Below are 23,832 nucleotides of genomic sequence, written 5' to 3' on the forward strand. Positions count from 1 at the left end.
ACGTCACCGGGGTCGGGCGCGATCGAGTAATACGCCGTCACCAGGTGGGGCAGATCGACGAGATCTTCGGGCTGGGCCGGCTGACCGGCGCGAGGGTTGGCGACCATGGTTGTCAATTCTGCCCGTGTCCGCGTCCCCCCGGGCTGCGCCGGTCTGGACTTCGGCCATACGCTGCGTAGCGCACCGGCAAACGAAGGGAACCGACGCCAGTGGCTCAACGGGACTATCGCGAATTGGCCGCGGTGTTCGCCGGTGGTGCGCTGGGGTCGGTGGCCCGTGCCGCGCTGAGCACGCTGGCCGGCGGCGATCCGGCGAGTTGGCCCTGGGCCACGTTCGCGGTCAACATCGTCGGGGCCTTCCTGGTGGGTTACTTCACCACCCGGCTGCTGGAACGGTTGCCGACGTCAAGCTATCGGCGGCCCCTGCTCGGCACCGGATTGTGCGGCGGTTTAACCACTTTCTCGACAATGCAGGTCGAGACGCTGCGGATGATCGAGCACGGTCATTGGGCGCTGGCCGTCTCTTACACGGTCACCAGCATCGTGCTGGGCCTGCTGGCGGTGCACCTTGCCACCAAGTTGGTGCGCCGGGTTCCGGTGCGCCGATGACGGCCGCCACCGTGACGACGGCTCTGGTCTGGGTCGGCGTCGCGCTGATCGGCGGCATCGGGTCGGTCCTGCGTTTCGTCGTCGACCGCACGGTGGCGCGGCGGGTGTCTCGGCCGTTTCCGTTCGGTACGCTATGCGTGAATGTCAGCGGCGCAGCGCTTTTGGGCTTTCTCGGTGGCCTGGCGTTGAACAAGGAGGCGGCCCTGCTGGCGGGCACCGCCTTCGTCGGCGCCTACACCACGTTTTCGACCTGGATGCTGGAAACGCAGCGGCTCGGCGAAGAACGCCAACTCCGCGCGGCACTGGCCAACATCGTCGTCAGCGTCGCGCTGGGTGAGGCGGCGGCCTTCATCGGACAGCAGCTGGCACAGCAGCTTTGATGGCTGTTCAGGTATCGCGCTGACGCGGGACGTCCTCTGGAGTGCGGGGCAGCACGTACAGCGCCATCCGCCGATTCGACATCTGATGCTCACCGAGGAATGTGCAACCGCTGCGCTCACAGAACTTGCGCGCCAACACGTTGCGATGGTCGGGATCGAACATGATGCGGCGACATCGCGGATCGAGGGTGAGGATGCTGACCACCAGGTAAGGCAGCAGGTAGCTGACGTGGCCGCGCTCGATGTGGTCCAGATCGGCGACCGCGACGTGCAATCCCAGATCGTGCGGGTCGTGCTCATACCGTCGGGCGATGGAATCCTTTGCCGCCCTGTATAATTCGATATACGCGCGATCGACCCCGTCCAGGGTGGCGATGAAGGGACGCGAAAACGCGCCTTCCAATTGCGCCTGCAGATACCGATGCCAGCGCTGCACCGGCCAGTTGGACTCCCAGGCCTGCACCAGATGGGGCCGGCTCATCCACTCCGCGATCATTGCGGCGTCGGCGTCCGGGTCGACGACGCGCAGACCGTAGGGCTCGGGGAGGTCCGGGATGGGCGGCGGCGGGACGCTGCTGATCGCCTCGGGAAGATCGGTCAGTTCCCGCGGAAGGATGGGCTGGGCGTCACTCATCACTGGACTCAGCGCGGCTTGAGCAGCTTCGCCAGGACGGCCGCCTGGCTGATGTCCAGGTCGCGGGTCGCCGTCACCAGCGTGACCGGGCCCTGCTTGGCAAGCGCGCGCAACTCCTGCAGGGCGGCATTGCCGTGCAGCTCCTCCTTGTAGCGTGCCGCGAATTCGTCGAACCGGTCCGCGTCGTGGTGATACCACTCGCGCAGGTCCTTCGACGGCGCGACGTCCTTGCACCACATGCCCACTCGCGGATCGTCCTTGCGCACTCCCCGCGGCCAGACCCGATCGACCAGAACCCGCTGCCCCTCGCCGGGGCTGACTTCGTCGTAGACCCGCGCCACCTGGATGCGCCTTCTGGCGCTCATCCGTTCAGCGTAGCGATGGGCGCTTGTCGGTGGGCCGTTTATAATCGAATATATGTTCGAAGAATTGGCGGCGGTCGACCCGGCTGCCGACGAAGCGGCGCTGATCGAGCGCATCGCCGACTTGGAGTCGATCAAGTCTGCGGCGGCAGCGGGCCAGGCCCAGAGCGGCGGCGGCCCTGGATGCGACGCGTCGGGCCGCCGAAGCGGCCGCCGGGGTGTCCGCGGCGCGCCGCGGCCGCGGCGTGGCCGGCGAGGTCGCGCTGGCGCGACGGGACGCCCCCGCGCGAGGCGGCCGGCACCTGGGCTTCGCCAAGGCTCTGGTGTACGAGATGCCACATACGCTGGCGGCGCTGGAGAGAGGGGTCGTGTCCGAGTGGCGGGCCACGTTGATCGTGCGCGAAAGCGCATGCCTGGACGTCGAGGACCGCCGCGCCCTGGACGCCGAAATGTGTGCCGACCCGACGAGCCTGACCGGCATGGGCGATGCGCGCGTGGCCGCGACCGCGAAGGCGATCGCCTACCGGCTCGATCCGCACGCCGTCGTCGAGCGGGCGGCCAAGGCCGCGAATGACCGGACGGTCACCATTCGGCCGGCGCCGGACACGATGACCTATCTCACCGCGTTATTGCCGGTGGCCCAAGGGGTTTCGGTGTACGCGGCGCTGCGTCGTGAAGCTGACACCCGCGGCGACGGGCGGCCGCGCGGGCAGGTGATGGCGGATACGCTGGTGGAACGAGTCACCGGGCGCTGCGCGACGGTCCCTACGCCGATCGCGGTCAACCTGGTGCTGTCCGACGAAACGCTGCTCGGCGGCGGCAATGCACCGGCCGACGTCTGCGGCTACGGTCCCATTCCCGCCGCGGTCGCGCGGAGCATGGTCGCACAGGCCGCCACCGACGATCGTGTGCGAGCGACCCTGCGCAGGCTCTACACGCATCCCCGAGCGGGGGCACTGGTGGCCATGGAATCACGGGCACGACTTTTCCCGCGCGCCCTCGCCGCGTTCATCGGGTTGCGCGATCAACGCTGCCGCACGCCCTACTGCGACGCGCCGATCCGGCATCGCGACCACGCACAGCCGTGGGCCGACAGCGGCCTCACCACCGCAGACAATGGCCTGGGCCTGTGCGAGCGCTGCAACTTCGTCAAGGAGAACGCGGGGTGGAAGGTTAGCACCGGTGTTGACGAAAACCACACGCACACCGCGCTTGTCACGACACCGACCGGCAAAACCTACCGGTCGGCGGCCCCAGCGCGTGGGCCCACGATCACCGTCAGCAAGCTGGAGATCCGCGTCGGTGTCGCGCTCGCGCGACACGCCGCATAGCGCTCAGTAGTGATAGGTGTCCGACGGCGCCGGCGAATGGTCCCGTTCTTCGTCGTCGAATTCCGACGATTCGATGCCGTACGCCCGGGCGAGCTCGAGAATCTTGGTCGCCCGGGCGATGCGCGGGAGGTCGGAGCCGTTGCGGATCTCTCCCCCGTCACGCTCGAACTCAGCGAAAAACTCTTTAGCCCACGAGATTTCGTCGTGTGAGGGTGACAGGCCCTCGTTCACCACGGCGCATTGGTCCGGGGTCAAGCAGATCTTGCCGGTCATCCCGAACTCCACGGAAACCGCCGTGGCCTCGATCAGCTTCAAAGCGTTGGAGCCGATCGTGGGCCCGTCGATGGCGCTGGGCAGGCTGGCCGCCTTGGCCGCGATCGTGAATCGCGACCGGGCATACGCCAACGTGCCCGGGTCTTCACCGAACCCCGTGTCGCGGCGGAAGTCGCCGATGCCGAAGGCGAGTCGGAAGGTTCCCTTCGCCGCGGCGATCTCGGTGATGCGCTCCAGGCCGCGGGCCGTTTCCACCAGCGCGACGATCGGCACGTTGGGCAGCCGTTGCGCCGTCTCGGTGACGTGGTCCACCGATTCGACCATCGCCAGCATCACCCCGCCGACCGGAGTGGCGGCCAGGGCGGCGAGGTCGTCCGCCCACCACGGGGTGCCGAAGCCGTTGATGCGCACCCAGTCGGTGTTCCCGGCGTTCAACCAGCGCACCACGTTGTCGCGGGCGGCGTGCTTGTCCTTGGGAGCGACCGCGTCCTCGATGTCGAGCACGACGATGTCGGCGCGCGAGTGCGCCGCGGCCTGAAACCGGTCGTCGTGCGCACCGTTGACCAGCAGCCAACTCCGGGCCAACACGGGGTCGATGCGGAAACCGATGACGTCGTCGGAGTCCGGCGCGCTGCTGTTGACCTGCTCGTACATTCCCCAACCGTAGCGATATCGCAGACGGCTCGGCCGCCCGACCGAGCGAGAACTCGGGCCGGGCGGCCGTGCCACCTGATCGGATGTTCGAACTAGTTGATGCCCACGACCTCTTGCGCAATGGCCGCGATGCGCGTTTGGGCAGCTGAGACGACCCGCTGGCGATTCTTGTTCGTCTCCTCGTAGGCGATGATCGCCCGCACGTCGCTCGGGCTGGTGAGCTCCTTGACCGCGGCCGCCGCCTCGTTGACGTTGAGCTCGTCGTAGTTGGCGATGGGCAGCTCGTCGGCGTCGAGCACGCCCACCGCGGCGCGCGCCGAGTGCAGGGCGTCGGCGGTCTGCCGGGCGCCCTCGTTGCGAGTGACCTTCTCGGCCGCCTCGAGCGCGGCGTTGCGCGACGCGGCGAGCGCTTTCGTCGCCACATCACCGGCGTGGGCGCCCCTGCCCACCAGGTCATTGATCGCCGGCCGCGCCGAACGCAGTGCGTCGGCGGCGCGGTCGATTCCGCGGGTCGACCACTCAACGGGCAGGTTGAACAGTTTCACCGCGGTCCCGGTCGCCGCCTGCAATGGCGTGCGCCGCAGCGCGGCCGGACCGCCGAGGGCGTCCTCGGCAAGCACGGTCGTCAGCCAGGCGACGGTGGCCGAGTGCGCAGTGATCAGCCGCGTCGCCAGGCTTTCGATGTCGGGGAGCTCGGCGGCGACGGCCAGCGCCTTGAGGTAGCGCGAGCGGTCCAGCAGCTGGTTTTCCAGCGCCAGATCACCCAAAAGCGCCTCATCGAAAGGTTGGGCCTGCTCGGTCAAGGCCTTGACCGCGGCCGCGGCGCGGCCCAGGAACGGGCCGACCACGTCGGGGACGCCACCGAGGTCCCGGATCGCCTTCTCGATGGCCTCCGATCGCTCACGCCCGTTCGAGGCGTTCTGCGTCAGCTCCCGTTGCACCGCCTCGGTGCGTGCCTGCGCAATGCGGGTTTCGGCGACCTGGATTTCGGTGTTGGTCAGCTGGTGCAGTGCGCGCAGCTGCGCAAGCACTGTGGTCTTGTCCGATGAAGTCATGAAGATTTCGCCTCCTGCGTTGATTACTTGGATCGGCACGAGAGCGCCTTGTTTCTGCGGCTACCCATTCGCCGGGGGGCGCTCAACATCTGCGGCGGACGTGTGACACATCTCGCTTTTTTGGTTGGCGTCCGACCGGCCCGCCAATCGCTGCGGCGGTGGCCAGCAAACGAAAAAGGTCTGGCGTCGAGTTTCGGCGTGGTTTGCCGGGGTAGCCCACACCTCGCTACGTTGCGGCCATCGGTCGTGCGTCGCGTCATGCGGAGACTAGAGCATCCTGGTCCCGAAATGCGTGTCGATCAGTCGTTATGGCTCGATCAGCAAACTCACTAGGAGTAGAAATGCGTAAGACCATTGCAATCGTTTCAGCCACCGGAGCGCTGTTGTTCGGTAGCGCGGGTGTCGCCAATGCCTCCAGTGCTCCGGCGCCCTCGTCCACGACGACGACGTTGGCGGACAGCAACAACAACAATGACCAGCACAGCGACAAGACCGGGCTGTGGGGCCTCGCTGGCCTATTGGGCCTGGGCGGACTCGCCGGACTGATGCGCCGCAAGGACACGCCCGCCGGCACCGGCGTCGGGCCGGCCACCACCCGCGACCGCGGCGTCTAACTAACCCGCGCTTCCCAGATCCCCGTCGGACGTCCGCGCGGTTGACGGGGATCTGGGGACCCGCGCACAAACACCCTGTGCCGCAAGCTATTTCAGCTGACGGTCGAGTGCCGGCGTGCGTCGCGCACGGTGAGGCGCCGTTTGGCGGCCTGTGCAGCGGGTATGCCCTGGATCAAGCCGCACACAGCCCAACGTGCGTTTCCCACTCTCTCCTCACAGGAGGTACGGCGATGGCCGAGATGATCATTCAGTCACCCGACGAAGTCGTCGCGTTCCTGAAAGCCCAGCACAACCTCATCGAGGACATGTTCGATCAGGTGCTGCACGCCACGGACCCGAAAGCGCGTGAAGAGCCGTTTGCGGCCTTGCGCCAGTTGCTGGCCGTCCACGAAACGGCCGAGGAAATGGTCGTGCATCCGCGGGTGCGGCGGGAGGACGACGCCGGCGACGCCATCGTCGATGCCCGTCTCAAAGAAGAGCACGAAGCCAAGGAGCTGCTCTCGCAAGTGGAGAAGCTCGATATCACCTCCCAGGAATTCATCGACGAACTCCGCAAGCTGCGCGAGGCCGTACTCGAGCATGCCCGGCAGGAGGAGAACGACGAATTCCCCGTGCTGGAACGCGAAGTGGACCCCGACGATCTCAAGCGGATGGGCGCGGCGGTACGCGCGGCCGAGGCCATCGCCCCGACGCGTCCGCACCCAGGCGTGGAGTCGGCGAAGCTCAACTTCGCGCTCGGGCCGTTCGCATCCATGCTCGACCGTGCCCGTGACCTGATCGGGAAAGCGCTCGGATAGAGCACCCGGGTTTTCCGTAGGCTCGATGAGATGAGCGTTGCCCCGGATACCACCGTCGCACTTCAGGATCGGTTCTTCCGCGAGCTGCCGGAGATGGCGGTCCGCTGGCAGGCCGAGACGTTCCCCGAGCTGCGGCTGCTGGTGCTCAATGAGCCGCTCGCCGCCACACTGGGCCTCGACCCCGGCTGGCTGCGCGGCGCCGAAGGGCTGCGCTTCTTGGCAGGCAACCTGGTGCCCGACCGCGCCACTCCGGTAGCCCAGGCCTACGCCGGGCATCAGTTCGGCGGCTTTGTTCCGCGGTTGGGCGACGGGCGTGCGCTGTTGCTCGGCGAACTGGTCGACGGTGACGGACGGCTACGCGATGTCCACCTCAAGGGCTCCGGAGCCACCCCGTTCGCCCGCGGCGGTGACGGGCTGGCGGCGGTGGGGCCGATGCTGCGCGAATACATCGTCAGCGAGGCGATGCATGCCCTGGGAGTGCCCACGACGCGGTCGCTGGCGGCGGTGGCCACCGGGCGTCCGGTCCATCGCGAAGAAACGCTGCCGGGGGCGGTACTCACCCGAGTGGCAAGCAGCCATCTGCGCGTCGGCAGCTTCCAATTCGCCGCGGCCACCGGCAACCACGACCTGCTGCGCCGCCTCGCCGACCACGCGATCGGCCGCCACCACCCCGCTGCCGCCGAGGCCGAGAATCCCTACCTCGCCCTGTTCGAAGCCGTGGTCGCCGTCCAGGCATCGCTGATCGCCCAATGGATGCTGATCGGGTTCGTCCACGGGGTGATGAACACCGACAACACGACCATCTCGGGCGAAACGATCGACTACGGACCGTGCGCCTTCATGGAGGCCTACGACCCCGACACCGTCTTCAGTTCGATCGACTTTTGGGGCCGCTATGCCTACGGCAATCAACCCGTGATCGCCGGATGGAACCTCGCCCGGTTCGCCGAGACGCTGCTGCCACTGTTCTCGGACAACACCGAGCAGGCGATCGCGCTCGCCGAGCGGTCGTTCGGGATCTTCCAAACCCGCTACGACGCGGTGTGGTCCTCCGGGATGCGCGCCAAGCTCGGCTTGCCCGCCGACATCGACGCCGAATTCGCCACGGTGTTGGTGGAGGAATTGCTCCTGCTGCTCAAGCAGAATCACGTGGACTACACCTCGTTCTTCCGCCGGCTCAGCGACGCCGCGCGCACAGAAGCCAAGTCGGGCGCCGAACCCGTCCGCGGGTTGTTCGCCGACCTCGCCGGTTTCGACGCCTGGCTGACGCAGTGGCGGGCGCTGGGTCCCGACGCCGATGCGATGGATCGCACCAACCCGATCTACATTCCGCGCAACCACCTGGTCGAGGAGGCCCTCACCGCCGCGACGGCCGGCGAGCTCGGCCCGTTGGAACAACTGCTCGCAACGGTGACGCAGCCCTATGCCGAACGGCCGGGTCTGGAACGCTACGCCACCCCCGCCCCCGAGGACTTCGGGAAGTACCAAACCTTTTGCGGGACTTGAGTTTAGGATAGCTTGGCGAGCTCGGCCTGCAGCCCGTCCAGGCGTCGCAGCGTCTGATCGCGAGGCTCCGTTGGCAGGTCCACCAACAGGTGTGTCACTCCCAGATCGCGATAAGCCTCGAGGTTCTCCGCCGTCGGTTCGCCACCGTGAAAGTGGATCACCGGCACGTCCTGGCCGGCCACCTCGCGCAACTGCTCGAGCGGAGCCGACAGCTCCTTCGCCGATGGTGTCATCGACAGCCACCCCGCGTTCAGCCGGGCGATGCGCTTGAAGCCCGCCGGCCCGCCGCCAAGATAAAGCGGCGGATAGGGCCGCTGCACCGGCTTGGGCCAGCTGTAGATCGGGTCGAAGTTCACGAATTCGCCGTGGAATTCCGCCTTTTCGTGGGTCCAGATCTCGATCATCGCTTCGAGCCGCTCGTCCACCACACGTCCGCGAACCGCGGGATCCACACCGTGATTGGCGATTTCCTCACGCAACCAGCCGACGCCCACACCGAACCGAAACCGGCCCTGCGACACCAGATCGAGCGATGCCACCTCTTTGGCCGCGTGGATCGGGTCGCGCTGGGGCACCAGCGCGATGCCGGTGCCCACCACGAGTCGTTCGGTGGCGACCGCCGCGGCGGTCAGCGCCACGAACGGATCCAGGGTGCGGTAGTACTTCGGCGGGATCGGCCCACCGCTCGGGTACGGGGTCTTCGCGTCGACCGGGATGTGTGAGTGCTCGGCGAGGAAGAGCGATTCAAACCCGCGCTGCTCGAGCGCCTTGCCCAGATCGACGGGACCAATGCCGTCGTCGGTAACGAAAGTCAGCACACCGAAACCCATGACGCTTAGTCAACCGCATCGCCGCGCGGCTGTCAGCGCCACGTCGTTCCGGCGGCCAGTTGGCCGCCGTCGGTGATCGGGGCCAGACGCGCCATTCCGCGCAGGATCCAGGGGGTGCGCCGGGCCAGCACCGCCACCGCCCGGTCCGATCGACGCATCGAGGTCCGTGGGCCGGGCGTGGGTGCCGAGGCCAACTGCGCTTCCCGCGACGCTATGCCGGTGCCGTGGCGGTCGACGGCGACCAGCTCCCACTCGCCCGGTACACCGCGCAACTCGACGAGACCGCGCTCCCGGAAACCGATCCCGGAGCCGACCACCAGGTCACGAACCGTGCGCGACACCAGGATTTCCCCACCACCGGCTTGACCGAGGATCCGCGCCGCGATGTGCACGGCGATGCCACCGATGTCGGTGTCCATGAGTTCGCACTCGCCAGTGTGGATGCCGATGCGAATCTCGACGCCCAGTCTCTCGACACCGTCGCGCAGGTTCTCGGCGCAGCGGATGCCCTGGGTGGGCGCGTCGAAAGTGATGAGGTAGCCGTCGCCGGTGCTCTTGACCACGGTGCCGCCGTATCGTCGCGCGGCCTCTGCGGTGATCTCGCCGAAGCGCTGCAGGATCGCGCGCCATCGCTCGTCGCCGGTCGCCGCCACGCGTTCGGTCGAGGAAACGATGTCGGTGAACAGCACGGTGCGCAGGGCGCGGTTCGACGGCGGCGGAGTGGCGTGGCTGCCGGTGAGAAGCTCCTCGATCTCGGTGGCGATCTTGTCGGGATCGGTGAACCACGGCGCGTGATCGGTGCCGTCGAGTTCGACCATCCGCGCGTTGGGAATGTGTGCGGTGAGGTACCGCCCCGCCTGCACCGGGACGCCGGGGTCCCGGGTGGCGTGCACGACCAGCGTGGGCATGGTCAGCGTCGGCAAGATCGGCCGCACATCGATCTGGAACGCCGCTTCGAGTGTGGCCCGCGCCATTCCGGGGCTCGCGCACATCCGCTCCAGCATGCCCAGCTGCCGAGAGGACCGGACGGAGGGCAGCAGACATTTGAGGGCCTCGCCACTTCCCCACGCCGACAAGACAGCCCGGCCGAACCTCTGAAAGCCGCTGATCTGTTCTTCGGACGGGGTGTACTCCTCGCCGAGCTCGGCTATGCAGCGTGCCCGCAGTTCGGCCGGATCAAGATCGAGGTCGTCCCATCCCTGGCTGGGAAGGTATGCCGCCGTGCCGGTGAGGATCAGCGCCCTCGTCCTTTCCGGTCGCGTCGCGGCGAACAACATGGCGGCCGGGCCGCCCTCGCTCACGCCCAGCAGGGCGGCCCGCTGGAAGCCCGCGGCGTCCATGACGGCCTCGATCTCGGCGGCCCGATCGTCCAGGGTGCGGACCCGCGGCACCGGGTCCGACAACCCGACGCCCGCCTTGTCGAAGAGGATCACTCGGCAGAAGGTGGCCAGCCGCTCCATGAAGGCCTGGAACTCCGGCATCGCCCAGTACAGCTCGACATGGCTGGCGAACGAGCCAGCGAAGACAAGTTCGATCGGCCCGTCACCAAACACCTGGTACGCGAGGCTGAGACCACCGCAGTTTGCATACGCCGTCTCCGGCACGCACTGAGCGTACCGAGTGCATTCCGTTCTAGGGCAGCAAAAAATTAATGATTCGCTCGGGTATGTCAGCTCAGGGCGCTGGCGGTTCGGTCACCGCGCGGTTGGCCGGACGGCGGCTCGGGCGTACCGCACCCCAGAGGCCGGTGGCGACGCCGACGGCGGCGCCGCCCAGGCCGATGATCTGTTGGGAGGGCTTCAGCTCGCCGTGCACGCTCAGCCCGCCGACCAGGTCGGCCACGTCGGCGCCGGCGGACGCCAGAAACCAGCCGCGCGTGTTCTTACCGCGCAGCGCCGCCGCGGCGAGCAGCACACCGATCAATGCGTCGCGATAACCCATCGAGCGCAACAACAATTGCGCGGTCGGCGTCGGCTCTTCCGGGTCGCCCCATAGCTTGTTCGCCCGTAAGGGATCGACGAGGAATGAAACGCCAGAGGCGAGGCGGATGGTGCCTGCAAGAAGGCCGAACCGGTCGATTGACATGTTCACAGAGCCTAGGAGCAAACCGTCCCGTCGTGCACGCATTGCATCCGCACGTCGCTCACGGCGCGGGGCAGGAATCGGCGATCTGCAACGACGCCGGCCACAGCACCGTGGCCGCCCCGAAGGCTATGGCGTCCGCGCCGGTGGGCGACACGGCTTCGATCCGTGCCTGGATTCGCTGGGTCTGCTCGGGATGAAAGACGGTCCACGCGAACCCAATACACAGATACGGAATGGTCAGCCACACCGCCAGTTCGATCAGCGCGCCGACGCTGACCTTGTGCCCGAGAATGCGTCGGACCGGGGCCATCGCATGATCGATTCCGCCCATGAGACTCCCAGCTACCGAAGCACCAGTTTGAGAGCGTAGTCGACGACGGCGTCGAGATCACTGCCCAGATGCCCGGCGAGCCACTGCTGAGCAAGCTCGGCCATGGCACCCGTGTACAGGGCGGCGGCCACCTCCGCGGCCACCGGATCGGAATCCGGATTGAGCCGCCAGCCCTCGGTCAGCACGCCCTGGCGCAGCATGTCCTGCGTCACGCGACGGCGCGCGGCCAGCACGGGATTCGTGCGGGCATCGGTGAACAACACGCGACCGCGCCGCGGATCGGCCGACGAGAAGCCCAGCACCGCCGCGATGCCGGCGCGGGTTCGGGCCCCCAACGAGTCCCCCGCCTCCTCGATGGCGGCCGCGATCACCTCGGTCAGCTGCTCGCTCACCCGGTCGTAGACCGCGCCGAGCAGTTCGTCGGTGTCACCGAAGCTTTCGTAGAAGTACCGCGTGTTCAGCCCGCATTCCCGGCATACCGAGCGCACCGAGACGGCCGCCTCGCCGCCGTTGCCGAACAGGCGATAGGCGGCCTCGACCAGCAGCGCACGACGCTCGGCGCGGCGGTCCTTGAGCGGTATACCGGCCCACCGGGTGGGACTCGACATTCCTACAGCGTAAGTCGAGTGGGCTTCGGTCTTGTCACACTCGTAGCCAAAACTTATTCTGGTTACAGTCGTGACCAGAACTGCCGAGGAGCGCGCCGTGTTTCTGCCACACCAGATCGTCGGGCAGCTGATCAACAAAAAGTTGGACGACAACATGCGGCGGTACTTCTTTCGTGGCATGGAGTTCGCCGCACCCGTCGGCGATCCGGGCTGGTTCGGTCCCGACAGCGCCGTGTGGCGGGTGCATTCGCACCTGCCCGCCCTGATCTTCGGCCTGCAATGCGCCGCCTTCATGGAGACCCTGGACCCGTCGATCTATTGGATGGGGATGCATCACTCGCGGCTGATCAAGCGGGACAGCAACGGGAACCCGGTTTCGCATGTGCCCCAAATCGATCCGGAAGGCGCAGCGACGCGCCTCGGCCACTCGGTGGCCTTCTTCATCGGCACGGCATACGGGTCGACGGAAACCGCTGAGCGACTGGCGAAATCGGTGCGCGCGATGCACCACACCATCAAGGGCACGCGCCCCGACGGCGCCCGCTACGACGCCGACGACCCCGAGTGGCTGCGGTGGAACTATGCAACGGTGGTCTGGGGCCTGGCCACCGCACACGAGCTTTATCACCCAATGCCCTTGCGCGGCAAGCAACTCGACCGATACTACGGCGAGTTCGTCCGGGTCGGACACGCCCTGGGCGGCACCGATCTGCCGGCCACCAAGGCCGAAACGCTCGAGTGTCTCGAGTCCTACTTGCCGAAACTGGCTGTCACACATGGCAAAGCGATGGGTACCGGCCCCAACGTTCCCATGCCGCAGGCGGCCGTCGACTGGGCCATCCGTGACACCATGCCGAAGTGGGCCAAGCAGCTGCTGCAGCACCGCGACTGCAACATCATCGAGCGCACCGCCCGTCGCACCGCGGTGTGGTCGATCATCAACGGGATCAACGCCGCATCCGGCCCGGCCCCGGAGTTTCGGCAGGCCCAGGCCAGGGTCAAGGGCGGCACCGCCGTCCCACACACCCTGCCGACCTACGTCCTCGGCAGCGATCAGGTTCGCAGCCGCTCCGAGGTGGAGCGCAGCTTCCAGTCGGTGTAGCCCACACTAAGGGCATCTCACAAAACTCCCGGCCCAAGCGTCTACACAGCGTGACAGCCAAACGCCCCTTCGAGGCGGTGGTGGTCAACCACGGTCCCGCGGTGTTGCGGGTGTGCCGTGCCATCGTGGGGCCGGTCGACGCCGACGACGCCTGGTCGGAGACGTTCTTATCCGCGTTGCGCAGCTACCCCGACCTGCCCGCCGACGCCAACGTCGAGGCCTGGCTGGTCACCATCGCACACCGCAAAGCCATCGACGTCACCCGGGCCCGGGCGCGGCGCGCGGTGCCCACCGATCAGCTTCCCGAGACCGCCGGCCCGGCGGACCCCGGCAGGGACGACGACCTCGCCGACGCGCTGGACAGGCTGCCGGCCAAACAGAAGCAGGCCGTGGCCTACCACTATCTGGCCGGCCTGCCCTACGCCGAGATCGCCGCCATCCTCGGCGGCAGCCCCGACGCCGCCCGGCGCGCCGCCGCCGACGGCATCGCCACCCTCAGGCGCACGTACCCCGGCATCGCCACCACCGGGACAGGAGAACACCGATGAGCAACGAACAAGCGATGGCCCACGAGCTGGCGCGGATCACCGACGCCACCGCCGGCGATCTCGACGCGCTGCACGCCCGGCTAGCCACGTCCGCCGAACACCAAGGCATCCTCGACATCGCCTACCGTGTCGTCGACAGCCCGGTCGGCGCCCTGCTCATCGCGGCTACCGAGCACGGCCTGGTCCGCGTCGCCTACGCCAGCGAGGGCCACGACACCGTCCTGCAGAGCCTCGCCGACAGAATCAGCCCACGCATCCTGCTCGCGCCGGCCCGTCTCGACACGGCAGCCAGGCAACTCGACGAGTATTTCGCCGCCACGCGCCAAGAATTCAGTGTGCCGCTGGACTGGCGGCTCTCGGCCGGATTCCGCAACACGGTGCTTCGCCATCTGCCCGAGATCGGCTACGGCCACACCGCGAGCTACGCCGCGGTGGCCAGGCTGGCGGGCAACCCCAACGCCGTTCGCGCCGTCGGCAGTGCCTGTGCCACCAACCCGCTACCGGTCGTGGTCCCCTGCCACCGCGTGGTGCGCAGCGACGGCGCGCTGGGCGGCTATCTCGGGGGCGTGGAAGCCAAACGCATCTTGCTCACCCTCGAGGCCGCGGCGTAAGGGCGAAACCCGTTGCTGCATAACGTGATAGCGGCCGAGCCGACCGCTAGGCGGCGCCTGGGGTGAGCGGCGGAAGGTCGACGACCGGCGCCGGCTGCGCCGGCGGCGCCTGGTTCACGCGTTGACCCAGGTGCTGCGGGCAGTAGGCGCTCGCCGCGATCATGGTGAACTGCGCGGCGCCGTCGACCGTGAACCCGGGATTGCTCGACGACACGCTCTTGATGACGTCCACTTGGGGACTGCCCTGGTCCATCAGCTCACACGCCCTTTTGCCCACCCCGACGGCGGCGGCCGGATCCCGATAGGTGATGCCCGCCTGGTTGAGCGCGGCGATGAAGCTCGCATCAGGTCCCGAAGTCCCGACCGGGTCGGCGTAGGCGGGCGCGGCCGCGCCGACCAGGGCGGCGGAGCCCGCAAGCACTACCAGCATTCGCATCGCTTCATCCTCATATAGATCGGCGCCATTGTCCTGCCGAGGCCCTCCGACCCCGCATAACCGCGGTGAAGGTGCAAGTCGAGCGGTCGGGCGGCGGTTGCGCAGCAATCCTGACAGCCGCCTCCGATGTGGTACACAGTGGCTATGTCCGCGCTGCCCTATCAACCTCGTTGAGAGCCCCGGCATGCACGACGATCGACTTCTGATTCCCGGCCAGACCTGCTGGCGCGTGGCGCGTGCCGACCAGTTCGCCCCCATCATCGACGCGGCCGACTACTTCAAGCACGTCAAGGCGGCCATGTTGCGCGCCCGCCATCGAATCGTGCTGATCGGCTGGGATTTCGACTCGCGGGTGACGTTCGAGCGGGGCGAGAAAACCCTCCCCGGGCCAAATCAGTTGGGCGCGTTCCTTTATTGGATGGTGTGGAAACGCCCCGGCCTGGACATCTATGTACTGAAGTCCAATCTTCGTCTGCTGCCGGCCTTCGATGGGCTGTGGTTCGCCCTCACCCCGGTGTCGCTGCTCAACCAGATCAGCAGCAGGCGACTGCACTTCGCCATCGACGGCGCACACCCGATCGGCTCCGTGCACCATCAGAAGATCGTCGTCATCGACGACGCCGTGGCCTTCTGCGCCGGCATCGATCTCACCCTGGAACGGTGGGACACCCGTGCGCATGAGCACGACAATCGCCATCGGCGCACGGCGGGACGCGGCTATGGGCCGCGGCACGACGTCGGGCTGGCGGTTGACGGCGCGGCGGCGCGGGCGCTGGGCGAGCAGGCGCTGGCGCGCTGGGAGACCGCGACGAAACAATCGCTGAGCCAGGTCGAGGCCAAGCACAGCGCCTGGCCCGCCAAGCTGCGGCCGAGCCTGCACAACGTGGACGTCGGAATCGCCCGCACCGTGCCGGAGCTGCTAGATCGCCCCGAAGTGCGGGAGGTCGAGGCGCTCAACCTGGCGGCGATCGCGGCGGCACGCCACACCATCTATGTCGAGAACCAGTACCTGGCTTCCCGGACCATCGTCGAGGCGCTGGCCGCGCGGCTGGCCGAAGACGACGGTCCCGACGTCGTCATCGTGCTGGCCCGTAGGGGCAACAACCCTCTCGAGCGCGGAACCATGGACAGCGCACGGCACCGCCTCATCCGGCTGCTGTGGGAAGCCGACGAGCATGACCGGTTGGGCATCTACTGGCCGGTGACCGACGGCGACGGACCGATCTACGTGCACTCGAAGGTGTTGGTGGTCGACGATCGGCTGTTGCGTATCGGCTCGTCGAATTTCAACAACCGGTCCATGGGCTTCGACAGCGAGTGCGACGTGGCCATCGAGGCGCGGCCTGATGATCCGCGACACGACGAGCTGCGCCGCGAAATCTCTTCGTTCCGGGACGAATTGGTGGCCGAGCACCTCGGTGTTTCGGTGCGCAAGTTGACAGAGGCGATCGGCGAACACCAGTCGGTTTTCAAGGCGATCGAGGCGCTTCGCGGAGAGGGCAAGACGTTGCGGCCATTCACCGAGCGCACCGTGGCCAACGAGGCGGGTCCGCTGGCCGAGAACGACCTGATGGATCCCGACCACGTTCCGCGGTCGCTGACCCGTAGCGTGCAACGCTTCATCACCGGCCTTCGGGGCTGACGAGTCGGCGATTCGGGGTGTGGGCCGAGGCGAAATCGGCTTAGTGTGGGCAGAAGTGCCAGTGGACTAAGGACGAGCACCGATGAGCATCGACGACGAATCCGTCACCACGCTGGAGGATCTGCGGGGCGATCTGGCGCAGCGGTACAAGCGCACGCCGACCGGCGGAAGTTCGGTCGACAACGCGATTGTCGAGGCGGACATGGCGGCCCTGGACCGCGACGGCTACGTCATCTGGGAGAACCTGATCAGCGCCGAGCAGTGCTCGCAGATCCGCGAGGTGGTGCGGCCGTGGCTCGGGCACACCGGACGCAACTCGTTCGAGGGCCTGCGCACCCAGCGCATCTACAGCGTGCTGAGTAGGACCCGGGTGTGCGATCGACTTGTCGATGATCCCCGGGTGCTGGCGGTGCTCGACCGCTTGCTGATGCCCAACTACCTGCTTTCGGCGTTGCAGGCCATCAACATTCAGCCCGGTGAGGCCGCACAGCTGGCGCACCACGACGACGGCTTCTACCCGATTCCGCGCCCCCGCGCACCGTTGGCCGCCGCGACGATCTGGGCGATCGACGACTTCACCGCCGACAACGGCGCCACGGTCCTCTACCCCGGCAGCCATCGCTGGGGCAAGCGCCGACCCGCTCCCGGCGATGAGGCTTTACCGGTCATCATGCCCGCCGGCTCGTGCGTCTTCTTCGTGGGCACGCTGTGGCACGGCGGCGGCGCGAACAACACCGACGGTGAGCGCCTCGCCGTCACCGCGCAGTACTGCCAACCCTGGCTGCGCCCGATGGAGGCCTTTACCTTGTCGGTGTCGCGAGATATCGCGCGAACCGTTTCCGATGACATCCGCCGGATGCTCGGCTACAGCATCCACCCGCCGTTCGTCGGCAACGTCGACGGGCTGCATCCGTTGCGGCTCTTGGAGATTGAGTCCGGGCCGCAGTAACACCGTAGCCGCGCCACCCGATGCCGACCTCTCAATCCGCGCAAACCGCGGTTTGAAGCGCCGCTACCTGGCTATTCTCAGTCCTGTCATGACGCGTCGAGCGGGGCCGCCCGGCGAAGAAGCATCGGATTCAGCGACGGCCGAGCCCCGGAATCGCCTGCACCGCAACCACAGAATCGTGGCCGGTGCCAAGATGCTGGCCGCGTTGATCTCCCTGGTGGTGGTCGCGGTCATCGGCATCGCTTGGCACGCGTATCGCAGCGCGTCGGCGGGCATCACCAAATCCGAGGCGCTGGCCGGTGAACCGGCATCGACCGGAAGTGATCAGAACATTCTGATCATGGGTCTGGACAGCCGGCGCGACCAGCATGGCAGGCCGCTTCCACTCGACATCTATGACGCGCTGCACGCGGGCAACGAGGACTCCGCCGACGGGGATTCCGACGCGCTCATCGTCGTGCACCTGCCCGCCGGCGACGCTGCGGCCACGGCGATCTCAATCCCCCGCGACGACTATGTCGATCTGGCCGGATGCCCCACCTCGGACTGCCGCGGCAAGATCAAGGAGGCCTACAGCTACGCCTACCAACGGGTGATGACCGGCCGCACCTCCGCCGGCTCGCAATCGAGTCCGACCCCGACTCAAGGTCAAGACGCCACCGCGAAGGAACAGGCCGCACGGGAGGCGGGCCGCAAAGCCGAGATCAGCACCGTCAAAAGCCTTTTGCAGATCCCGATCGACCACTTCATCGAAGTCACCTTGGCCGGATTCTTCCAAATCGCCCGGGTGGTGGAACCAATCACGGTGTGCCTCAACGAGGACACGTCGGACCGCTACTATTCCGGCGCGGACTTTCATAAGGGCATGCAACAGATCAGCGCAGGCCAGGCAATGGCCTTCGTTCGACAACGCCGCGACCCCAACGATGCGGCGTTCACCGACCTCGATCGAAGCCGGCGCCAGCAGGCCTTCATCGTCTCGGTTCTCAGCGCGCTGCGCCGCGGCGGGGCGCTGTCGGACCCCAGCCGGCTGCGCGCCCTGTTGGACGTCGCCAAGCAGAACGTCGCCGTGGACGCCGGCTTCGACTTCGACGATTTGGTGCGAAATGCGTTGACATACCCCAATAGGCCAGTGGAGCTGTACACGCTGCCGGTCACCGGCTTCGGTCAACTCTCAGATGGCGCCTATGTGAACTTCATCGACACATCCACCGTCCGATCCATCGCACACAACCTGGTGGGCGCCGATTCGTCTACCGCACCCTCGACCACCAGCCCCACCACGGCGGCGCAACCGGACGGCGACGCGCAGAGCACCGCCGGCAGCGTCGTCCTCGACGTCGTCAATGCCTCGGGACGCCAGGGTGAGGCCGCAACTGTCCAAATGCTCTTGGCGACTGGGAAATTCAGCCAGGGCAAGGTGAGCACGGCCGACTCCACCACCGAGACCAGCACCATCACCTATGGGGTCGGCGCGAAGGTGGCGGCCACCGAGCTCGCCGACCAGTACGACATAACGGCGACCGCATCCGACAGCGTCGCCCTCAACACGGTGCGGCTGACCGTCGGGACCGATTTCTCCCGGTTCGACCAGACCCATCGTTCCACGTCGGAATCGACGACGACGGCAGCGGCACCGGTCACCACCGTGCCCGCTACCGGCGCCGGTACGCAGCAACCCGCCGTTACCAACCTCTCCCGCATGACCGCCGACGGCATTCCCTGCGTGAAATGACAAAGAGCTACGGTTTTTTCCGCGGCGCGGGCGTCGTTTCCATTGGTGCGGCGCCGTAGAGGTGCAGGGCCTGCGCCGCGGCTGTGGCCACCGCGCCCCGGAGGTGCGAGATCGGCGGGCTGCCCCGTAGGTGAATCGAGTTCGAGAGCAGAATGACGTAGGTATTCGACCCTGGGTCCATCCACAGCGTGGTTCCGGTAAATCCGGTGTTGCCGAAGCTGCCGACGGGAAAGACCGTCCCGCGCGGCCTGGAGAAGGCCGTGTCGATGTCCCAGCCAAAACCGAACAGGCTCTGCCCCTCGATCGCCGGATATTTCGGAGTGCGGGCTTGCTGGGCGGCACGGTTGGCCGCTTCTACTTGTTCCGGGCTATGGCCGGGCTGCTGCGGTGTCGTCATCAGCGCGAGAGTCGTCGGCCGCAAGGGGAATTCACTCGGGCGATCCGCCAGCCGATCAAGCAGCGCCTGGGCAAAGACGCCGACGTCGTGGGCCGTCGAGAACAGGCCGGCGTTGCCGGCCACTCCTCCCATGCGGCGCGCCGTCGGGTCATGCACCGTACCCCGAAGCAGCGCAAAGAAATCCGGATTCTTGCCCGGGTCGTCTCGGCTTTCCTCGTCGCGCGCTGTCGGGGCGATGCGCGGCAAAACGTTCGTGTTCCAGGTCCCCGCAGGACATGTCACGGGCGCCGACCCCGCTGCGGCGGGGCCCCACGCTACGGCGGCCCCGCGCACTACATGTGGTCCGCACGCTTTGTCCACCGGAAGATACCGAGTGTCTTGCAGCCCAAGCGGCGCAAACACATTGCGCTCGACGTAGGTGTCCTCGGTCTCGCCGGTCGTCTTTTCCAGCAGCGCGCCCAGCAGGATGTAGTTGATGTCGGAATAGCGGAAAAGCTCCCCCGGGCCCGACTGCAGTGGCGTGGTGAGCGCGCGATGAATGCCTTCGGCTTTGTCGGGTCCGCCCAGTCCCCAAGGGTCTGCGAGGTTGACGTCGATCCCTTCGCCGGAGGTGTTGGTCAGCAGCATGCGGACCGTGACCTTCGCCCGCTGCGGGTCGTTCGCCGCGTTGAAGTCGGGCAGATACTTCTGCACCGGATCGTCGAACGCAACCCTGCCCTGTTCGTAGAGCTGCATGATGGCGACCGCCGTGGCGAGACACTTCGTCAGTGACGCCATGTCGAAGATGGTGTCCTCGGTCATCGGCTCGGCCGGTGCGGGCGACCCGTCCAGCCCCGGCTCGCCCGCGAGCTTGCGCGACCCGTAGGCCTGGTGGAAGACGACCTTGCTGTCGTGCCCAACCATCACCACGCCGCCCGGGAGCCCGCCTGCCGCGATCGCGTCATTCATCAGCTTGGAGATGGTGTCGAATTCGGGGGCGGGAGCCGCAGTCGGCGCCGCCGCGGGCGCCTGCGTTTGTGCGGGTGTCTGCGCGGGCTGCGGTGGGCGCTCGGGGACCGGTGTGTGTGCCGTGAACGCCCACGGCGAAGCCGCGATGAGGGCGAGCAACACAATCGCGACGACAACCGTCTTGCGCAGCGAGGGTGGCCAGAACTTCCCCCTGCCACTGACTACCGGCATATCGCAAGGGTAAGGCGGGGGCCTGGCTGTCTGCAGTAGCGTTGGCGCCGGACCCGTCTCGCGACGCCCGGTTGCGACGGTCTTGTCGCGATGGAGCAAGCGGTGAGGACCCATCCCCGTTGATTGCCGGCAGGCGGTGGGGTGCCGTGCTGGCCGTCGCGTTGGCGGTCGGGGTCACCGCGACGCAGTGCACCGCCGCGCCGCCACCCCCGGTGGCCGGGCCGTCACCTCCCGCATCCACGGCGTCGAGGCCGCCGCCGGCGCCTGGCCATTCCGACGTTCGCCCGGTCACCGCCGCGGAGCTCGGAGCGAGCTGGCGACCTGGCTGCCCGGTGAGCCCGACGCAGTTGCGGCGCGTGGGCGTCGACCACATTGGCTTCGACGGCCAGACCCACCGCGGTGAACTGATCGTGCACGAGGACCTGGTGCCCGACGTCATCGCGATCTTCGAGCGGCTGCACCGACTGGGCTTCCCCATCGAGAAGATCCGCACCGCGGACCGCTATCCGGCCGCCGACGACGAGCAATCCATGGAGGACGACAACACGTCGGCGTTCAACTGCCGCGGCATCCCGGGAAGCGAACACTGGTCACCACACGCCTACGGTCGGGCCATCGACCTGAACCCACGCCTGAACCCCTGCGTCTACGCCGACGGCACTTTTCAGCCGCACAACGCAGCGGGCTATCTGGATCGCGGCCGCAGTGACCCGGGGCTCTTACACGACGGCGACCCGGCTGTCCGCGTCTTCACGGACGGCGGGTGGCGGTGGGGCGGCCACTGGACGGAGCCCATCGACTACCAGCACTTCGAGCGGCCCTGAGCCAGGCTTCCGGTAAGAATGGATGCATATGTCGCGATCATTCGACGTCTCGACCGAGTCGTCCGCCACTGTAAAGCAGATCCATTCCGCCTTCGGCCGCGAGGACTATTGGCTGGCCCGCATCGCGGCCGCTGACGGCGTACTCGTCACATTGGATTCTCTGCTGGTCGACGACGACGGCACGGTGACGGTCCGCACGACCCAGCACCTGGGCCGCCAGCTCCTCCCTGGACTGATCGCCAAGTTCGTCACCGGTGACGTGAAGATCGTGCAGGCGGAGACGTGGCGACCGGACGGTGACGGGCAGGTGCGCGGACACGTCAACGTCTCGGCGTCCGGCGGTTTGGGGTCGGGCCGCGCGGAAGTCTGGCTGGCGCCGACGGACGACGGGGGCTCGCAATTGCGGTCAGCCTTGCGGGTCGAGGTCAAGCTCCCTTTGGTGGGCGGCAAGCTGGAGAAGTCCATCGGGTCTGACCTGGCCAAGGGCATCCCCGAGATGCTGCGCTTCACCACCACGTGGATCATCCAGAACACCTGAGGCGTGGATCGTCGATCGCGGCCTTCGGGCCGGATGCTCCACGTTGATTTAGCCGGCAGCCGCTAGGGGTCGCGGATGGTCATCGCCAGTCCTGTCTACTGCGTCCGCGCGTCGGCGCCGAAGACTTCGCGGTGCAATTCGATCAGAGCGTGGAGTTGCTCGAGGTAGTGCCGCAACGAATGGTGGACGAAGCGGGCCGACAGGGTCGTGGTGCCGCCGTCGGCCAATTCCCGCAGCGTTTCCTGGGTCGCTTCGGGCTTCCCGGCCGGGTCGAGGGGCTGCTCAGCTGGCATCACCACCTCGAAATCCGGTGGCAGGTCAAACCGCCGAAGCCAGTCCGCCGCGGTGCGGATCGACACGTAGTACGGGCACCAGCCGTCCGCGAGGGTGACCGCGCGCCGTAGCGAACGGCGCGTGCGCCCGCCGACCCAGATCGGCATGTGCGCCTGTACCGCACAGGGATCCACCGTCAGCCCGTCGAACGAGTAGAACTCGCCGTGATACGCCGGCTCGTTGCTCGTCAGAGCCGCCCGCAGCGCCTTCAGGGCGTCGTCGCCGCGGGCGCCGCGATCGTCGAAAGGCGCACCGAGCAGGTCGAACTCCTCCTTGAGCGAGCCGACGCCGACCCCGAGGATCACCCGCCCGCCGCTCACGTGATCTAGTGTGCCGTAACGCTTTACGATCGCCAGCGGATGATGGTATCCGAGCACCAAGGTCATGGTGGCCAAGCGAATCCGCGTGGTGCGCCCCGACACGTAGCCGAACGTGGCCAGTGGATCCCAGTAACGCGCTCCGCGCCGCCCGGATTCGGTCGATGGGATACCGATGTGCTCGCTGCAGGTCATGTGGTGGTAGCCGAGGCGGTCGGCGACCTCGGCGGCCCGGCTGATGTCCTCGATGCCCGCGTCTTTTTCCCACTCCAGCGGTGCCCCAGCGACATTGGTGACGACCGGGGTGGCGATGCCGACTTTCACTGCAGGGGCTCTTCGCCCGCGAGGATGGTTCGGTGCATCAGTCGCCCGCTGTCCGCCGGATACGGCAAGACCCGGTGCATGGTTCCGGTGTTGTCCCAGATGAGCAGGTCGCCCGGCTGCCACTGATGCTGGTAGACGTATTGGGGCTGGGTGGCCCAATCACGAAGCCGGGCAAGCAGAGCGCGGCTTTCCTCTACCGGCAAACCGATGACGTAGTCGGACGTCGCGCCCAACAGCAGCGACTTGCGCCCGGATTGGTGGGTCCACACGATGGGGCAGGCCTTGGTGGGCGACTTCTGCCAGAACGCCACCTCGTCGTAGCTCATCTCCGGGGTGACGTAATACTGTGACCGCTCCGCGCTGTGCACCACCCGCAGCTTCGCTATCGCCTCCTTGTCGGCGTCCGGAAGGTCTTCGTAGGCCGCGTAAGTGTTGCAGAATTCGGTCTGCCCACCGGTGTCGGAGAGCTGCACCGCACGCAGCAGCGTGGCCAGATTCGGTAGCGGCTGCAAGGAACCGTCGAAGTGCCAGAACATCGAGCCTTTGAGATATTTGGCGCGCTGGTTGACCTTTTCGTCGAGGGAGATCTTGTTGATGCCACCCTGGCCTTCGTTGGCGACCACCGTGCCGAGGGTCTTGGCGATGGCGACTTGCTGCTCGTCGCCGATGTCCAATCCGCGGAAGTACACCACACCGCGCCGTTCGAGGACCTCGCGAATGGTCGAAGCCTCGCGCCCGCTCAGCAGCGTGTCGAGATCGGTTCTGATCTCGCTGCCGATTCTCGGGGTGAGGTCGACAATCTCCAGCTGTGCGGAGGTGAGGTCCATGA

Annotated in this window: 27 protein-coding genes and 1 pseudogene; 14 read left to right on the forward strand and 14 right to left on the reverse strand. The window is 67.2% G+C overall.

The window, feature by feature from the left end:
- The coding region (locus A9W96_RS32520; RefSeq protein ID WP_231999609.1) for a hypothetical protein at positions 1–107 on the reverse strand (107 nt) is incomplete at its 3' end.
- A 102-nt stretch (positions 108–209) separates the two neighbouring features.
- Between A9W96_RS32520 and crcB (A9W96_RS06080) the strand changes: the two genes are divergently transcribed.
- Complete coding sequence (crcB, locus tag A9W96_RS06080) at positions 210–608, forward strand: fluoride efflux transporter CrcB (protein WP_066864904.1); 399 nt, start codon at positions 210–212, stop codon at positions 606–608.
- Entirely contained in the window at positions 605–988 is a 384-nt protein-coding gene (crcB, locus tag A9W96_RS06085) for a fluoride efflux transporter CrcB (RefSeq protein WP_066879131.1), read from the forward strand. The genes crcB (A9W96_RS06080) and crcB (A9W96_RS06085) overlap by 4 nt, the downstream gene beginning before the upstream one ends.
- 7 nt (positions 989–995) lie before the next feature.
- Here the strand turns inward: crcB (A9W96_RS06085) and A9W96_RS06090 are convergent, their stop codons facing one another.
- Together A9W96_RS06090 and A9W96_RS06095 are read right to left on the reverse strand one after the other, a co-directional pair.
- Positions 996–1,622 carry a GNAT family N-acetyltransferase gene (locus A9W96_RS06090; RefSeq protein WP_066879134.1) on the reverse strand — a complete coding sequence of 209 codons (627 nt, stop codon included), beginning with the start codon at positions 1,620–1,622 and terminating at the stop codon, positions 996–998.
- Positions 1,623–1,630: 8 nt separating this feature from the next.
- Positions 1,631–1,987 carry a DUF488 domain-containing protein gene (locus A9W96_RS06095; protein WP_066879137.1) on the reverse strand — a complete coding sequence of 119 codons (357 nt, stop codon included), beginning with the start codon at positions 1,985–1,987 and terminating at the stop codon, positions 1,631–1,633.
- 52 nt (positions 1,988–2,039) lie between these two features.
- Here A9W96_RS06095 and A9W96_RS06100 point away from each other — a divergent pair.
- Positions 2,040–3,315, forward strand: a pseudogene (locus tag A9W96_RS06100) (DUF222 domain-containing protein).
- A 3-nt stretch (positions 3,316–3,318) separates the two neighbouring features.
- Here the strand turns inward: A9W96_RS06100 and A9W96_RS06105 are convergent.
- Entirely contained in the window at positions 3,319–4,242 is a 924-nt protein-coding gene (locus tag A9W96_RS06105; protein WP_066864920.1) for a CoA ester lyase, read from the reverse strand.
- Between the two features lie 92 nt (positions 4,243–4,334).
- Positions 4,335–5,297 carry a hypothetical protein gene (locus tag A9W96_RS06110; RefSeq protein ID WP_067138434.1) on the reverse strand — a complete coding sequence of 321 codons (963 nt, stop codon included), beginning with the start codon at positions 5,295–5,297 and terminating at the stop codon, positions 4,335–4,337.
- A 341-nt stretch (positions 5,298–5,638) separates the two neighbouring features.
- On the opposite strand from A9W96_RS06110, the gene A9W96_RS06115 reads away from it, so the two are divergent.
- From A9W96_RS06115 to A9W96_RS06125, 3 genes are all read left to right on the forward strand, one after another.
- The gene (locus A9W96_RS06115; RefSeq protein ID WP_067138436.1) at positions 5,639–5,911 is read left to right on the forward strand and encodes a WGxxGxxG family protein; all 273 of its coding nucleotides are present in this window, start codon (positions 5,639–5,641) and stop codon (positions 5,909–5,911) included.
- A gap of 230 nt (positions 5,912–6,141) precedes the next feature.
- Positions 6,142–6,708 carry a hemerythrin domain-containing protein gene (locus A9W96_RS06120; protein WP_066864929.1) on the forward strand — a complete coding sequence of 189 codons (567 nt, stop codon included), beginning with the start codon at positions 6,142–6,144 and terminating at the stop codon, positions 6,706–6,708.
- Between the two features lie 30 nt (positions 6,709–6,738).
- On the forward strand, positions 6,739–8,214 hold the full coding sequence (locus tag A9W96_RS06125; RefSeq protein ID WP_067138438.1) for a YdiU family protein: 1,476 nt from the start codon (positions 6,739–6,741) through the stop codon (positions 8,212–8,214).
- Positions 8,215–8,216: 2 nt separating this feature from the next.
- Here the strand turns inward: A9W96_RS06125 and A9W96_RS06130 are convergent, their stop codons facing one another.
- The 5 genes from A9W96_RS06130 to A9W96_RS06150 all read right to left on the reverse strand — a co-directional run bounded on the left by A9W96_RS06130 (position 8,217) and on the right by A9W96_RS06150 (position 12,068).
- The gene (locus tag A9W96_RS06130; RefSeq protein WP_066864936.1) at positions 8,217–9,044 is read right to left on the reverse strand and encodes an LLM class F420-dependent oxidoreductase; all 828 of its coding nucleotides are present in this window, start codon (positions 9,042–9,044) and stop codon (positions 8,217–8,219) included.
- A gap of 32 nt (positions 9,045–9,076) precedes the next feature.
- Complete coding sequence (locus tag A9W96_RS06135; protein ID WP_067138440.1) at positions 9,077–10,648, reverse strand: adenylate/guanylate cyclase domain-containing protein; 1,572 nt, start codon at positions 10,646–10,648, stop codon at positions 9,077–9,079.
- A gap of 70 nt (positions 10,649–10,718) precedes the next feature.
- Positions 10,719–11,129 carry a DUF4267 domain-containing protein gene (locus tag A9W96_RS06140; protein WP_066865234.1) on the reverse strand — a complete coding sequence of 137 codons (411 nt, stop codon included), beginning with the start codon at positions 11,127–11,129 and terminating at the stop codon, positions 10,719–10,721.
- Positions 11,130–11,187: 58 nt separating this feature from the next.
- Positions 11,188–11,460 carry a hypothetical protein gene (locus A9W96_RS06145; RefSeq protein ID WP_066864943.1) on the reverse strand — a complete coding sequence of 91 codons (273 nt, stop codon included), beginning with the start codon at positions 11,458–11,460 and terminating at the stop codon, positions 11,188–11,190.
- A gap of 11 nt (positions 11,461–11,471) precedes the next feature.
- Positions 11,472–12,068, reverse strand: a complete 597-nt coding sequence (locus A9W96_RS06150) for a TetR/AcrR family transcriptional regulator (protein ID WP_067138442.1) — start codon at positions 12,066–12,068, stop codon at positions 11,472–11,474.
- A gap of 97 nt (positions 12,069–12,165) precedes the next feature.
- Here A9W96_RS06150 and A9W96_RS06155 point away from each other — a divergent pair, with 97 nt between their 5' ends.
- Genes A9W96_RS06155 through A9W96_RS06165 form a run of 3 tightly spaced genes read left to right on the forward strand, consistent with a single transcriptional unit; the run spans position 12,166 to position 14,329 of the window.
- Positions 12,166–13,170, forward strand: coding sequence for an oxygenase MpaB family protein (locus A9W96_RS06155; RefSeq protein ID WP_067138473.1), 1,005 nt, complete (start codon positions 12,166–12,168; stop codon positions 13,168–13,170).
- 50 nt (positions 13,171–13,220) lie between these two features.
- Entirely contained in the window at positions 13,221–13,718 is a 498-nt protein-coding gene (locus A9W96_RS06160) for an RNA polymerase sigma factor (protein WP_067138443.1), read from the forward strand.
- Between the two features lie 14 nt (positions 13,719–13,732).
- Positions 13,733–14,329 carry a methylated-DNA--[protein]-cysteine S-methyltransferase gene (locus tag A9W96_RS06165; RefSeq protein ID WP_066865237.1) on the forward strand — a complete coding sequence of 199 codons (597 nt, stop codon included), beginning with the start codon at positions 13,733–13,735 and terminating at the stop codon, positions 14,327–14,329.
- A 46-nt stretch (positions 14,330–14,375) separates the two neighbouring features.
- Here the strand turns inward: A9W96_RS06165 and A9W96_RS06170 are convergent, their stop codons facing one another.
- Positions 14,376–14,765, reverse strand: a complete 390-nt coding sequence (locus A9W96_RS06170) for a DUF732 domain-containing protein (RefSeq protein WP_066864956.1) — start codon at positions 14,763–14,765, stop codon at positions 14,376–14,378.
- A gap of 184 nt (positions 14,766–14,949) precedes the next feature.
- Here A9W96_RS06170 and A9W96_RS06175 point away from each other — a divergent pair, with 184 nt between their 5' ends.
- The 3 genes from A9W96_RS06175 (at position 14,950) to A9W96_RS06185 (ending at position 19,091) form a co-directional block, all read left to right on the forward strand.
- On the forward strand, positions 14,950–16,407 hold the full coding sequence (locus A9W96_RS06175; protein ID WP_067138445.1) for a phospholipase D-like domain-containing protein: 1,458 nt from the start codon (positions 14,950–14,952) through the stop codon (positions 16,405–16,407).
- Positions 16,408–16,489: 82 nt separating this feature from the next.
- Positions 16,490–17,356, forward strand: a complete 867-nt coding sequence (locus tag A9W96_RS06180) for a phytanoyl-CoA dioxygenase family protein (protein ID WP_067138447.1) — start codon at positions 16,490–16,492, stop codon at positions 17,354–17,356.
- 193 nt (positions 17,357–17,549) lie between these two features.
- Positions 17,550–19,091 carry an LCP family protein gene (locus tag A9W96_RS06185; RefSeq protein WP_067138475.1) on the forward strand — a complete coding sequence of 514 codons (1,542 nt, stop codon included), beginning with the start codon at positions 17,550–17,552 and terminating at the stop codon, positions 19,089–19,091.
- Between the two features lie 7 nt (positions 19,092–19,098).
- Here A9W96_RS06185 and A9W96_RS06190 read toward each other — a convergent pair whose 3' ends face one another.
- Positions 19,099–20,436: a serine hydrolase domain-containing protein gene (locus A9W96_RS06190; protein ID WP_369830818.1), complete on the reverse strand. Its 1,338-nt coding sequence runs from the start codon at positions 20,434–20,436 to the stop codon at positions 19,099–19,101.
- 353 nt (positions 20,437–20,789) lie between these two features.
- Here A9W96_RS06190 and A9W96_RS06195 point away from each other — a divergent pair, with 353 nt between their 5' ends.
- A complete protein-coding gene (locus A9W96_RS06195; RefSeq protein WP_369830819.1) occupies positions 20,790–21,491 on the forward strand; it encodes a M15 family metallopeptidase in 702 nt (233 codons plus the stop codon).
- A 28-nt stretch (positions 21,492–21,519) separates the two neighbouring features.
- Positions 21,520–22,029 (forward strand): DUF2505 domain-containing protein, encoded by a 510-nt coding sequence (locus A9W96_RS06200; protein ID WP_066879164.1) that lies wholly within the window; start codon positions 21,520–21,522, stop codon positions 22,027–22,029.
- A gap of 95 nt (positions 22,030–22,124) precedes the next feature.
- Here A9W96_RS06200 and A9W96_RS06205 read toward each other — a convergent pair whose 3' ends face one another.
- Complete coding sequence (locus tag A9W96_RS06205; protein WP_067138453.1) at positions 22,125–23,003, reverse strand: TIGR03619 family F420-dependent LLM class oxidoreductase; 879 nt, start codon at positions 23,001–23,003, stop codon at positions 22,125–22,127.
- Positions 23,000–23,830, reverse strand: coding sequence for a TauD/TfdA family dioxygenase (locus tag A9W96_RS06210; protein WP_067138455.1), 831 nt, complete (start codon positions 23,828–23,830; stop codon positions 23,000–23,002). The genes A9W96_RS06205 and A9W96_RS06210 overlap by 4 nt, the downstream gene beginning before the upstream one ends.
- Positions 23,831–23,832 lie beyond the last annotated feature (2 nt).

The organism is Mycobacterium sp. 1245852.3 (genome assembly GCF_001669335.1).
GTDB classification, from domain to species: Bacteria; Actinomycetota; Actinomycetes; order Mycobacteriales; family Mycobacteriaceae; genus Mycobacterium; species Mycobacterium europaeum_A.